Here is an 11,506-nt window from a genome sequence, read left to right on the forward strand (position 1 = left end):
TCGCCCTCTGACTCCAGATCACGCTCACGATCGTCATCGCCAGCCCCGTCTGGCTCCTGGCCTCGACTGCACCGCTCCCATCTCGCAAAGGACAACCCCATGCTCGGCAACCTCACCGGAATCCACCTGCTCGTCATCCTCGGCATCGTCGTCCTCCTCTTCGGCGCGACGAAGCTGCCCGCGCTCGCCAAGGGGATCGGCCAGTCGCTGAACATCTTCCGCAACGAGATCCACGCTGACGGCAGCGGGAAGCCCGTGGTCGACGGCACCGCCCCCGCTGCCCCGACGTCGACGAACCCGACCGAATGACCTCCTCCCACCGTGCGTGACGGGACCTGATCGTGGACGTCGACAAGTTGCTCGTCATCGCCGTCATCGCGGCGTTCTGCCTCGGACCGCACCGTCTCGCCTCCGACACCCGGCGGCTGACGGGCTTCCTCCGTCAGCTGCGCACCTGGGCAGACACCACGAAGGCGCAGATCGAAGAAGAGACCGGCGTCGACATCGACTGGTCCGAGCTCGATCCCCGTCGCTACGACCCGCGCCGGATCATCCGCGACGCACTCACGCAGTCCCCGGTACCTCCTCCGGCCGACCGCCCCGAGCCGCCGACCGCCCCAGACCGTCCGGTGCAGACCCGACCGATGCAAGCCCGACCGATGCAAGCCCGACCTCGAACCGGAGTTGACCATGACATCTGAATTCCAACGACGCGCGCTCTTCCAGGGGGCGGGCATCGGTGCGTTGGCACTGTTCGCAACAGCCGGCCCAGCGGGGGCAGCGCGAGCATCCGCCGCGGCCCTTCCCGCGTCGACGTCTGCAGCATCGGCGGCTGCCGTCTCGTTCCGGGCGAAGTACCACATGACCCCACCGGCGGGATGGTTGTCCGATCCGCAGCGTCCCGTGTTCACCCGCGGTGCGTACCAGCTGTACTACCTGCACTCCGACGTCGACAACGGTGACGGCGGCTGGGACCACGTCTCCACGACCGACGGCGTCGACTTCACCTTCGAAGGCACCGTCATCCCGCTCGAGACCGACCTCCCCACCTGGACCGGTTGCACCCTGATCGACACCGACGACACCGCCGGGTACGGCGCCGGTGCGGTCATCGCCCTCGCCACTCGACCGACAGGAGGCGTCCGCAAGTACCAGGAGCAGTACCTCTTCTGGTCCACCGACGGCGGCTTCACCTTCACTGCCCGACCGGAGCCGGTCATCGTCAACAACGACGGACGCGCAGCGACCACCGATGCGGAGATCTCGAACGCCGAGTGGTTCCGCGACCCCAAGGTCGCCTGGGACGACGCCCGCAACGAGTGGGTCTGCGTGATCGGCAGGCAGCGGTACGCGGCGTTCTACACGTCGAAGAACCTCATCGACTGGACCCTGCAGCGCAACTTCGACTACCCCGACCACGACCTCGGCGGCATCGAGTGCCCCGACCTGTTCCAGATCACCGCTGACGACGGCACCACCCACTGGGTCTTCAGCGGCAGCATGGACGCGTACAACGAGGGACTGCCGTGCACCTCCGCGTACTGGACCGGCTCCTGGGACGGGACGTTCTTCACCGCTGACGACCTCACGCCGCAGTGGCTCGACTGGGGCTGGGACTGGTACGCCGCGGTCACGTGGCCGGCGAACGAGGCACCGACCACGAAGCGGTACGGCATCGGCTGGATGAACAACTGGAAGTACGCCAACCGACAGGTCCCGACCGACACTTCCGACGGCTACAACGGTCAGAACTCGATCGTCCGTGAGATCACGCTGCAGAAGCAGTCGGACGGTCGGTACAGCCTCCTCAGCGCGCCCATCGCCGCACTCCGGAACGCAGCGACCGGCACCGTCCCGATCGGGAGCCGGTCCGTCGACGGTTCCGCTGTCCTGCCGTACAACGCACGGGCCTACGAGATCGAGCTCGACGTCGCATGGACCGACGCCACCGACGTCGGCGTCTCCGTCGGTCGTTCGGCCGACGGGACCCGACACACGGACATCGGCAAGACCGGCAGCGATCTCTACGTCGACCGGGCGGCCTCCGATCGCGCCGGTTTCGCACTCGCCCCGTACACCCGTGCAGTCGCTCCCGTCCCTGCTGCGACCCAGGCGGTCCACCTCCGCATCCTCGTCGACACGCAGAGCGTCGAAGTGTTCGTCGATGCCGGCTCCGTCGTCTTGTCGAACCAGGTGGACTTCGACTCCGGGGACACCGGCATCTCGCTGTACTCCGTCGGCGGCGCGGCCACCTTCTCCGACATCGTCGTCCGCGAGTACGGCGACTGACGCGGACGGCCGGTGGGCACCTGACCGGTGCCCACCGGCCGGAGGCGCTGCTGGTCACGGTCCGTCGGCAGCCAGTCGTGAAGGCAGGACGACCGACCCCTGCGCGCGAGGACGAGCCTGTACTCCTCGCCCCGCGCTGGGCGGTAGCGTTGAACCACCCCGGTTCCGTGACCGACCTGCGAAGGCGACCGAGGTGCACGGTGGGGCGTGCGGTCATGAGTGGTCTCGGCTGCCTTCACCAGAAGCCGGGGCGACCGCTGGGGGAGCGGAGCTGTTCCCTCGGCGCAGTACCTGAGGGGACACCATGTCGATCAAGCACATCTTCACCACCGTCGTCGGGATCACGGTCGTGACCGTCGCACTCGCCGGCTGCTCGTCGCAGTCGGCGGACTCCGCGCCGAGCAAGGCCGCGGCGAAGCCGTCGCAGAGCCAGGCCGCGGAACAGCAGACGCCGACCCCGACGCCGACCAGCGAGGCCGCAGCGTCGGGTGTGGTCGACGTCACGTCGGACAAGATCACCGACGACCAGATGGGCCACACCGTGCAGGCCGACAAGGTCGTGCGGAACTTCCCGTGGACCTCGGCACAGTCGGGGCTCGCGGACCGGGACGACAACGAGCAGGTCCTGGTCCACGTCGCCGTGACCGCCGGGGACAAGTACTACTCGACGATGGACTGCCTGGCGATCCGCGTGCAGGCCCACGGCAGCACGGAGTCGTACACGTCCCAGGGCACGACCTCGGTGGTCGAGGACGCGATGAAGGCCGCGGGCTACCCGGCGCTGACGAAGGTCGAGCAGGGGCAGTCCGGCGAGGGCTGGTGCGCCTACTCGGTGACCGACCCGTCCGACGTCCTCGACCTGGAGTACCAGCGCAACGCGGCTGCGTCGAACGACGGGACGCAGATCACGGCGAAGGACTTCTACGCCGAGATGACGCCGGTGGCGTCGTGACCTTCACGCCGCGGCTGTCCTGACGTCGGATGAACAGTGCACGGTGTCAGCCTCATTGTCGAGCCCGCAGGACGATTTTTGCGCTCAGGATTTCAACTCCTCGATCGCGCAACTTCGACAATGAAGGTCTCCTCAGACACGGTCAGGAAGTATTCCATTGACGCTGAGGTTCCCTCTAGGTTTTTGCCGGGGGGACATGGGGTCCTCCGGGGAAATGAGGCACTCATGAAGTTCCGTAAGCTCGGCATGACATTGACTACTCTGGCGGTCGTCGCGGGGGCAGTGTTCGCCGCACCGATGGCCGCGCAAGCATCGGACTCGCACAGCGTTTCGGGGACGGTGTACGAAGGCGGCGCTTGGTACAAGTCGAGCACCACCCGCTCGGTCGCGAAATCCGGTACGAAGATCTACCTCAACCTGAATTCGGTGCCTGCGAAGGGCATCCAGTGGCGTCTGGTGAACTCGAAGAACAGCAAGGTGTTCAGTGACACGGTCACGCTGAACAGCGCCGGCACGAAGACCCTCGTCGATGACGTTCTCGCCGGTACGGTCTTCCAGAACGACTACCGTCAGAACAGTACGTGCAACTCCTCGTGCGGTGGTTACAACTTCTCGGGCTCCGAGATCTACTGATCGATCGAGACGCGGGGGTGGCGAGCATGACTCGGGGGTTCATGATGCTTCGACGAAGCATGCTCGCCGCCTGCGCCCTCGTGGTGCTGGGGGCAGCAACTGGTTGCGCTCAGGGGGTGCCCACATCGCACCCGTCGGGAAGCTGGGTCACAGCAACGCAGGCCAACAAGGAGTACCGGCAGGCGGCGGCAGCGCTGGTACTCGCGGATGGTGCGCGCTGGCCAGCAAGTCCTGAGAGCGCAAAGGGGCCGGACGGGGCACCGCAGTACTACCAGGTGGGCGCAGCGACGAATGATGCGCAGTTCTACTGGTTCTGTTCCTGGACGACGAAGGATGCAACCTCGGGAACGGATGCCTTCGACGCGCGTGCGGCGGCCGCGCTGCAACAAATCACTCGGTTACGGCTTGGTGGGTCGGGTTCGGATGAGAACACGAAGCAACTGCTCGATGCGGTACGCGCAGCAATTGCCGGTCATGACGAAGCCGCAGTGAAAGAATTCAACGAGAAGAATTGTGCAAGCGCGGTATGAGTGGATCTCGACCAGGAACGGCTCTGTTCCTCATCATCAGGTTGCTGATGCTCTTCCTTGCCGCGGTACTCGTCGGGGTGCTCTTCGAAGTCATCAAGGGGGACGGTACGAATCCCTTTCGATACGTGATCGGTAACCTTGCTGCTCCATGGCTGGTCGTACCTTTCGCCGGTGGTCGTAGCGTCCGCAATCCGCTGGCCGGAGCTTTGATCGGCGCCGTGTTGGCCGTCGTCAGTCTTGCTGCGTTCTACAGCCTCCTCGAGCTGGTCAATCATTCGCTGTCGATCCACGTTCTTTCCAACTACGTTCTGTTCTTCTCCGCAGGTGCCGTAGTCGGAGGTGTAACGGGCTTGCTCGCGACGCTCAGTCGTCGATTCCTGACATGGTGGCTCGCCCTCGGACTTCCCGCGCTGTTCGTGCTCGAGCCCTTCGCCGCCTTCGCTGTCGGCTTCAGCGGCGGTCGGACCGGTGTCAACGTCGCGGTGTGGGTTGTGGAGCTGCTCCTCGGGGTCGTGTCCTTCGTCGTCGTTCTGCGGTCACACGGCCGCCTCGCCGCTCGAGTCAGTGGGAGACCCCTCGGTTGAGGACGACCCAGAAGACTGGGGCCGCATGAGGGCGGTTCGACCGCTCCCGTCGCATCGCCGCCCCCGCATGCCAAGATGACCGCCGTGACCACCGTCGTGATCGTCGATGACGAGACGCTCGTCCGGTACGGCTTCGAACTCATCCTGGGTGCCGCGCCGGACATCGACGTGGTCGCCACCACGGGTGACGTCGACGCCGTGCAGGTGGTCCGTGAGCACGCTCCCGACGTGGTGCTGCTCGACGTGCGGATGCCGCGGATCGACGGGCTCGAGGTCCTCCGTCAGCTGCAGACCCTCCCGGAGCCCCCGGCGGTCGCGATGCTCACGACGTTCGACACGGACGAGTACGTCGGCCGTGCGATGGACCTCGGCGCCGCCGGCTTCCTGCTCAAGGACACCGACCCCGAGGGGCTCGCCGAGTACATCCGCGTGCTGGCCCGCGGGGGAGTCGTCCTGGCGCCGGGGGTGGACCGCCGGTCGCTCTTCGCGGCCCGGTCCTCGGCCGCGACCCCACCGCCGTCCCTGTCGGACCGCGAGCGTGCGGTCCTCCGGCTGATCGCCGACGGCGCGAGCAACCCGGACATCGGCCAGCGCCTCGGCGTCAGCACGGGCACCGTGAAGGAGGACGTCCGCGCCCTCCTCGCCGCGTTCGCCGTCCCGACACGGGTCCAGCTCGCACTGCGTGCGGCCGAGGCAGGACTGCTGGATGGCTGAGCGTCCCCGTCTGGCCCGCGTCGGTCGGGTGCTCGCGGCGACGGACGGGAGGCTCGACCACCTCGTCGAGGTCGCCCTGCGCTGGGTGCGCACCCACCGGGCACCCTGGTGGCTGGTCGACCTGCTCTTCGTCGCGGCTGCGGTCGCCGACGCGGTCCTCGACATCTCGGGAGCGACGACCGTCGACACGGTGCTCTCGCTGCTCGCCGCGGCCGGACTGCTGATCCGCCGGCGCTTCCCGGTGCTGGCGTTCGCCCTGACGGTTCCCGCGCTGTTCGTCGGTTCCGCGGTGGTCGCGGGCAGCATCGCGCTGTTCACGCTGGGGGAGCGCACGGACCGCCGCTGGCTCATGCTCCTGGCGGCGCTGGTGCAGTTCGTGGGGTTCAGCGGGTTCGTCGGGCCGGCGCAGGCCCCGGCGGAGATCGTCGTCTCCGTGGTCTACGCGCTGCTGTTCGCCCTCGGGCCGCTCGCGGTGGGGCTGCTCGTCCGGACCCGCCTGCTGCTGACCGAACAACTGACCGCGGCGCGTCTGGCCCGGGAGGACGAACGCCGCCAGGCCGCAGCCGTCGCACTCTCGCGGGAGCGGGCACTGCTGGCGCGGGAGATGCACGACGTCGTCGCCCACCAGGTCACCCTGATCGCCGTGCAGGCCGGGGCGATGCAGATGGCCGGACGCGACGAGGCCGAGCGCGGGTTCGCCCGGACGATCCGGCAGCTGTGCGTCGTGACCCTGCAGGAGCTGCGCGGCATGGTCCAGGTGCTGCGCGCCTCCGGTGGGACCGACCGGCAGATCGCTCCGCAACCGGTGCTCGCCGACCTGCCCCGACTGGTCGCCGAGAGCGGCCTCGACACCCGCTGCGACGTGGACCTGCCCGACACCCTCGAGCAGCCGCTGCAGCGTGCCGTGTACCGGTTCGTGCAGGAGGGCCTGACCAACGCCCGCAAGCACGCCCCCGGCGCCCTGGTCCGGGTGAGTGGCCGGCTGCACGGCGACGAGGTCCTGGTCGACGTCGTCAACGGCCCGGCCCGGTCGGACCGCCTGGAGCTGCCCGGGTCCGGCCTCGGGCTGATCGGGCTGGGGGAGCGGGCGTCGCTGCTCGGCGGCAGCATGCAGTCCGGACCGCAGCCCGACGACGGGTTCGCGCTGCACCTGCGGCTGCCGGTCGCGCACGTCTCGGCGGCCCGGAAGCCCTGACGGAGCCCCCCGGGAGCGGCCCGACCCGGGTCCTCCGGTCGACGGACCCGGATGGCCGATCGGCCATCGGAGTTCACGCTGCGGGTCGATGACGCGGAGCGCTCGTTCCGCTGCAATCAGAACGTGGCACCCTCAGCGCTCGTCGGACGGCTCCGACACCTCCCGGTCTCCGTCGCCGTGGCGGTGACCGCGGTCGTCCTCGTCGTCACCGCGCGCATCGCGCACGCCGAACCGGACTTCCCGCACCACCCGCCCGTCGCCTGCCTGGCACTCCTCGGCGTGGTGCTGACGGTCGTGCTCGCCGAACGGTCCCTCGGATCGGTCCGGACGCTCCTGATCGGCGTGCTGGCGCCGACGCTCGGCGTGCTCGGGACCCTCCTCACCGTCACCGTCGGGTCCGCGCTCGGCGAGGCACACGCCGAACTGGCGGTCGGCCAGCCGCTCTTCGCCCCGTCGACCGTCGCGACCGCACTGCTCGGCGCCGCCTCCGCGGCGATGCCCGCGCAGCGCCGGTGGCGCACCCGCGCCGCGCTCTGGACCGTCGTCCTGACGCTCGTCCTGTTCGCCGGCCACGGGTCGGACCTGGCCCGTGCCCTGGCGACCCTGCTCGGGACCGCAGCGGGCGCGTTCGTGGTGCGCCGCGCCTCCCGTCCTGGAGGCCCGTCCCCCCGTGACACCGTCAGCGCACGCACGTGGGTGGTCGCGACCCTCATCGCACTCGGCGCGGGCACGCTGGTCACGCCCGTCGTGCCGGACCCGGACGGCGTGCTGTCCGTCTTCGCCGACGCCATGAGCGACCACGCGGTCGTCGTGGTCGGGCTCCTGCTGCTCGCCTCGGCGTGGCTGGTGCAGCGCGGCCGCCGCGTCGGCGTGTACCTGGCCGTCGGCGTGCTCGTCACGCTGACCGCGGTGCTGGCCGACGTGTTCCTCATCGAACCGATGACCGACGACGCCGTGCAGTGGCGGGGGATCGGACTCGACGCGATCGAGTGGCAGGTCACCCTGCTCGGCGCCTGGCTCGTGCCCGCGATCGTGCTGCTGGCGGTGCTCGCCCTCCGCGGCACCCTTGTCCGTGGCCGGTTCCGGGCCGCTGCGGACGGACGGGACGCCTTCGTCGGGATGCTCCGCGACGGCGACGCCGGCACCCTCGGCCACATGGGCACCTGGCGCGGCAACGCGACCTGGACGCATCCGGGCGGACGCGGTGCCGTGGCCTACCGGGTCTGCGGCGACGTGGCGCTGACGGTCTCGGACCCGGCGTGCTGCGTCGACGACCGTGCCGAGGTGGTGTCCGCGTTCGCGGCCTTCTGCGAACGGAACGGCTGGGTGCCGGCGTTCACGAGCGTGCACGAGCCGGTGCGGCAGATCCTCGCTGCCGAGGGCTGGACGTCCCTGCCCGTCGGTGTGGAGTCCGTGCTCGACGTGACGTCGTTCGACCTGCGCGGCAAGAAGCGGCAGGACCTCCGGACGGCCTCGAACCGCGCCGACCGCGAGGGCGTGCGTGACGAGTGGACGACCTTCGACGCCCTCGACGCCGAGCCGCGGGCCCAGGTCGAGACGATCTGCACCCGCTGGGCGACCGACCGGCGACTGCCCGAGATGGGGTTCACCCTCGGGGGATTCCACGAACTCGACGACCCGGACGTGCGGCTCATGCTGGCCGTGGCCGCCGACGGGCACGTCACCGCGGTCACCAGCTGGCTGCCGGTGTACGAACGTGGGGCGCTCGCCGGGTACACGCTCGACGTCATGCGCCGCGGCGAGGACGGGATGCCCGGCGTGATGGAGTTCCTCATCGCCCGCACCGCCCTCCGCGCCCGCGACGCCGGACTGCGGATGATCAGCCTCTCCGGCACGCCGCTGGCCGCCCACGCCGGCGCCGGGTCGCTCGTCACCCGCGGATCGCTGCTCGTCGCCCGGCTGCTGGAACCCGTGTACGGCTTCAGGTCCCTGCAGCGCTTCAAGGAGAAGTTCGGAGCGCGGCACGAGACACTCTGGATCGTGGTCCCGACTCCGCTGCACGTGCCGCGCGTCGCCCGCGCCCTCGCCGGTGCGTACGTGCCGGGTCTGCGACCGAAGCACCTCTGGGCGCTGCGCCAGGCGCACCGCGCGGCGGCCCGGTGAGTCCGACCGAGTGGCTGCTCGCCACCCAGCTGCAGGCCCCGTCGAAGCTCGTCCCCCTGGACGTCGGGTTCACGTTGCTGACGGTCGCCGTCTTCCTGCCGGCACTCGGTGCGCTGCGGTCCCGGGCAGCCTGGCGTCGAGCCGGACTCCGCGCCGCCGTCGCCGCGGGTGCCGCCGTGGTCGTGCTCTTCGTCTGCTGGGTGCTCAGCGACCTGATGAACGTGTTCGGCGTCGCGCTCAGTCCGATCACGCGGATGTGGGTCGCCGTGGCTGCCGCCGCGCTCGGCATCGCGGTCGTCGGGCTGGTGCAGGGCGGTGGCTGGCGTCGTGTGCTGGCCGCGGTGCTCGTGCCGGCCGCGCTGCTGGTGCCCGCCCTGGGCGTGAACGTCGAGTTCGCGATGTACCCGACGCTCGGCACCGTGGTGCAGAAGAACCCCTACCCGGAGCTCGACCTCGCCGCCGCTCCCGCTGCCGCGCCGCCCGCCGTCGGCGAGGTCCGCACGATCGACATCCCGGGGCAGCGCTCCGGCTTCGACGCCCGACCGGCCGTCGTGTACCTGCCGCCGGCCGCCCTCGTCCGGGACCCGCGGAAGCTGCCCGTCGTGCTCGCGTTCTCCGGGCAGCCCGGCGCCCCGAGCGACCTGTTCACCGCCGGACAGCTGGACAAGGCACTCGACGCCTACGCCGCAGCGCACCAGGGCCGCGCCCCGATCGTCGTCTCCGTCGACCAGCTGTCGGCGCCCGGGCTCAACACGATGTGCGTCGACTCCGAGCTCGGGAAGGCCCGGACCTACGTCACCGAGGACGTCCCGCGCTGGCTCACCGCACACCTGCCGGTCACCACCGACCGGCACGCCTGGGGCCTGGCCGGGTTCTCACAGGGGGCGACCTGCGCGATGCAGTTCGTGACCGCACAGCCCGACCGGTTCGGGCCCGTGCTCGCGGTCTCGAGTGAACTGCACCCGATCGACCAGAACCCGCAGCACAGTGCCGACCGGGCCTTCGGCGGTTCCGTCGCAGCGTGGAAGGCCGCCGGTCCGATCGCGCAGATGCGGGCGAACGGGCTCGGCGGGCACGCGCTCTGGCTGACGGCGGGGTCCTCCGACCGCGAGTTCAGCGACAACGCCCGGGTGCTGGCACGGGCAGCGCGGGCCGCGGGAGCCCACGCCACCGTGGCGCTCGCACCAGGCAGCGGGCACGACTGGAACACCGTGCAGTGGTCGTTCCGCACCGAGCTGCCGCAGGTGGCCGACGTGCTGTTCGCGGCGCTGCGCTGACCTGGACGGTGGGTCCCCGACGGCGTGACCGGCGGGGCGGCGGTGCCCCGGGCCTCCCGGCGCTTGATCCGCGCGGATGACGCTGCCGGCGACCGTCGTGTGGATCGTCGGGGTGGTCGTGCTGCCGGTGCTGGGGTCGCTCGTCTGGTTCCTCGTCGGACGGCGGGATCTCCGCCGCCGTCCGAGCACCCTCCGCGGCTGACGGCTGACGGCTGACAGCTGACGGCTGAGCGTCAGCACGGTCAGCGGTGCTGACGCTTCCTGGTCTCGTACCAGCCGAGCAGCGCGGCGACGAGCACCATCTCGACGAAGAAGTACGTCGCGCCGTTCCCGGACCGGGCTGCGAGCGGGGTGAAGACCGCGAGCCCCAGGACGACCACCGCGACGACCCCCCAGCGGAAGGTCCGGCGGTCGCGGTCCCGGTCTGCGCTGTTCACGATGCCTCCTGATCGGCTGGTGCGGTCGATGTGGACGGCCCCCAGGCTCGCACGACCGGAGGACGTGTGTCAGTCGCCCGACTGGCCGACCGGAGTCGTACCCCTGACGACCGGCATCACGCCCGCACGGCCTCGACCACCACGTTGCTGACCGACCGCTCACCGTCCGCACGCTGCAGGCACGTGATCACGACGAGCCGCCCCGGCGTGTTCGCCCAGACCTCGGCGTCGGCATGGATGTCCCCCTTGCCGACCGTCTCGGTGCGGGTGACGCGGTAGCGGACGTCGTCGACCGTGATCGCCGCCCCCGTCGCGATGCGCGGGCGCCCCGCCGCGACGTCGATGAGCGCGTTCCCGGGCCCGACACCGCCGCCGCGCAGGGAGTGCATCGCGACGAACACGGTGCCGTGTGCCGCGTCCGCCGGGGCGACGCCGAGGTTCCGCACCCAGTACGCCGAGGTGAAGCCGGGAGGCTCGACCACGTCGTCGACGACGCTCAAGGCCCCGAGGGGCACGTCCAGACCGACGGACGGGGCCGCGAAGCGGCCGACCCCGGAGGGGGTGGCCGACGCGCTCGGGGCGGGTGCGGGGCCGTCCACCTGCACGGGGTGGCCGGCGAGGTCGAGGGTGGGCGGGCCTCCCGTCTGGCGGGTGTGGGGGAGCGTCAGGCCGACGATCGCGGTGACGACCATCCCGACCGCCAGCACGCCGGTGGCGGCGCCGAGGACGGATCCCCGGCGCCACCGCTTCGTCGTGTGTCGTGTCGTCACG

General features: G+C 70.4%; 14 protein-coding genes. 12 read left to right on the plus strand and 2 right to left on the minus strand.

Going from position 1 to position 11,506, the window contains the following annotated elements:
- The first annotated feature begins 99 nt into the window (after positions 1–99).
- The 12 genes from SOM35_RS09645 (at position 100) to SOM35_RS09700 (ending at position 10,500) form a co-directional block, all read left to right on the plus strand.
- Positions 100–309 carry a twin-arginine translocase TatA/TatE family subunit gene (locus SOM35_RS09645; RefSeq protein ID WP_320515223.1) on the plus strand — a complete coding sequence of 70 codons (210 nt, stop codon included), beginning with the start codon at positions 100–102 and terminating at the stop codon, positions 307–309.
- A gap of 32 nt (positions 310–341) precedes the next feature.
- Positions 342–701 (plus strand): Sec-independent protein translocase family protein, encoded by a 360-nt coding sequence (locus SOM35_RS09650; RefSeq protein ID WP_320515224.1) that lies wholly within the window; start codon positions 342–344, stop codon positions 699–701.
- On the plus strand, positions 691–2,289 hold the full coding sequence (locus SOM35_RS09655) for a glycoside hydrolase family 32 protein (protein ID WP_320515225.1): 1,599 nt from the start codon (positions 691–693) through the stop codon (positions 2,287–2,289). Before SOM35_RS09650 ends, SOM35_RS09655 begins: the two co-directional genes overlap by 11 nt.
- 304 nt (positions 2,290–2,593) lie before the next feature.
- On the plus strand, positions 2,594–3,241 hold the full coding sequence (locus SOM35_RS09660) for a hypothetical protein (RefSeq protein ID WP_320515226.1): 648 nt from the start codon (positions 2,594–2,596) through the stop codon (positions 3,239–3,241).
- Positions 3,242–3,466: 225 nt separating this feature from the next.
- Positions 3,467–3,874: a hypothetical protein gene (locus SOM35_RS09665; protein WP_320515227.1), complete on the plus strand. Its 408-nt coding sequence runs from the start codon at positions 3,467–3,469 to the stop codon at positions 3,872–3,874.
- Between the two features lie 59 nt (positions 3,875–3,933).
- Positions 3,934–4,404, plus strand: coding sequence for a hypothetical protein (locus tag SOM35_RS09670; RefSeq protein ID WP_320515228.1), 471 nt, complete (start codon positions 3,934–3,936; stop codon positions 4,402–4,404).
- Positions 4,405–4,451: 47 nt separating this feature from the next.
- Positions 4,452–4,988: a hypothetical protein gene (locus SOM35_RS09675; RefSeq protein WP_320515229.1), complete on the plus strand. Its 537-nt coding sequence runs from the start codon at positions 4,452–4,454 to the stop codon at positions 4,986–4,988.
- Positions 4,989–5,063: 75 nt separating this feature from the next.
- Entirely contained in the window at positions 5,064–5,702 is a 639-nt protein-coding gene (locus SOM35_RS09680; RefSeq protein ID WP_239539739.1) for a response regulator transcription factor, read from the plus strand.
- Positions 5,695–6,897 carry a sensor histidine kinase gene (locus SOM35_RS09685; RefSeq protein WP_320515230.1) on the plus strand — a complete coding sequence of 401 codons (1,203 nt, stop codon included), beginning with the start codon at positions 5,695–5,697 and terminating at the stop codon, positions 6,895–6,897. The genes SOM35_RS09680 and SOM35_RS09685 overlap by 8 nt, the downstream gene beginning before the upstream one ends.
- Positions 6,898–7,020: 123 nt before the next feature.
- Positions 7,021–9,021 carry a bifunctional lysylphosphatidylglycerol flippase/synthetase MprF gene (locus SOM35_RS09690; protein ID WP_320515231.1) on the plus strand — a complete coding sequence of 667 codons (2,001 nt, stop codon included), beginning with the start codon at positions 7,021–7,023 and terminating at the stop codon, positions 9,019–9,021.
- Positions 9,018–10,298 (plus strand): alpha/beta hydrolase, encoded by a 1,281-nt coding sequence (locus tag SOM35_RS09695; protein WP_320515232.1) that lies wholly within the window; start codon positions 9,018–9,020, stop codon positions 10,296–10,298. The genes SOM35_RS09690 and SOM35_RS09695 overlap by 4 nt, the downstream gene beginning before the upstream one ends.
- A 76-nt stretch (positions 10,299–10,374) precedes the next feature.
- Positions 10,375–10,500 (plus strand): PLDc N-terminal domain-containing protein, encoded by a 126-nt coding sequence (locus SOM35_RS09700; RefSeq protein WP_320515233.1) that lies wholly within the window; start codon positions 10,375–10,377, stop codon positions 10,498–10,500.
- Positions 10,501–10,540: 40 nt separating this feature from the next.
- On the opposite strand, the gene SOM35_RS09705 is transcribed toward SOM35_RS09700, so the two are convergent.
- Complete coding sequence (locus SOM35_RS09705; RefSeq protein ID WP_221849310.1) at positions 10,541–10,735, minus strand: hypothetical protein; 195 nt, start codon at positions 10,733–10,735, stop codon at positions 10,541–10,543.
- A 116-nt stretch (positions 10,736–10,851) separates the two neighbouring features.
- Positions 10,852–11,505 (minus strand): class F sortase, encoded by a 654-nt coding sequence (locus SOM35_RS09710; protein WP_320515234.1) that lies wholly within the window; start codon positions 11,503–11,505, stop codon positions 10,852–10,854.
- Position 11,506: the final 1 nt, after the last annotated feature.

Origin of the sequence: Curtobacterium sp. CFBP9011, from assembly GCF_034045095.1 — a bacterium.
Lineage (GTDB): Bacteria > Actinomycetota > Actinomycetes > Actinomycetales > Microbacteriaceae > Curtobacterium.

Bases quoted from the DNA above. Each gene is read 5' to 3' on its own strand.
- SOM35_RS09645 (WP_320515223.1), top strand. From the start codon at position 100: ATGCTCGGCAACCTCACCGGAATCCACCTGCTCGTCATCCTCGGCATC.
- SOM35_RS09655 (WP_320515225.1), top strand. From the start codon at position 691: ATGACATCTGAATTCCAACGACGCGCGCTCTTCCAGGGGGCGGGCATC.
- SOM35_RS09660 (WP_320515226.1), top strand. From the start codon at position 2,594: ATGTCGATCAAGCACATCTTCACCACCGTCGTCGGGATCACGGTCGTG.
- SOM35_RS09665 (WP_320515227.1), top strand. From the start codon at position 3,467: ATGAAGTTCCGTAAGCTCGGCATGACATTGACTACTCTGGCGGTCGTC.
- SOM35_RS09670 (WP_320515228.1), top strand. From the start codon at position 3,934: ATGCTCGCCGCCTGCGCCCTCGTGGTGCTGGGGGCAGCAACTGGTTGC.
- SOM35_RS09675 (WP_320515229.1), top strand. From the start codon at position 4,452: ATGCTCTTCCTTGCCGCGGTACTCGTCGGGGTGCTCTTCGAAGTCATC.
- SOM35_RS09680 (WP_239539739.1), top strand. From the start codon at position 5,064: ATGACCGCCGTGACCACCGTCGTGATCGTCGATGACGAGACGCTCGTC.
- SOM35_RS09685 (WP_320515230.1), top strand. From the start codon at position 5,695: ATGGCTGAGCGTCCCCGTCTGGCCCGCGTCGGTCGGGTGCTCGCGGCG.
- SOM35_RS09700 (WP_320515233.1), top strand. From the start codon at position 10,375: ATGACGCTGCCGGCGACCGTCGTGTGGATCGTCGGGGTGGTCGTGCTG.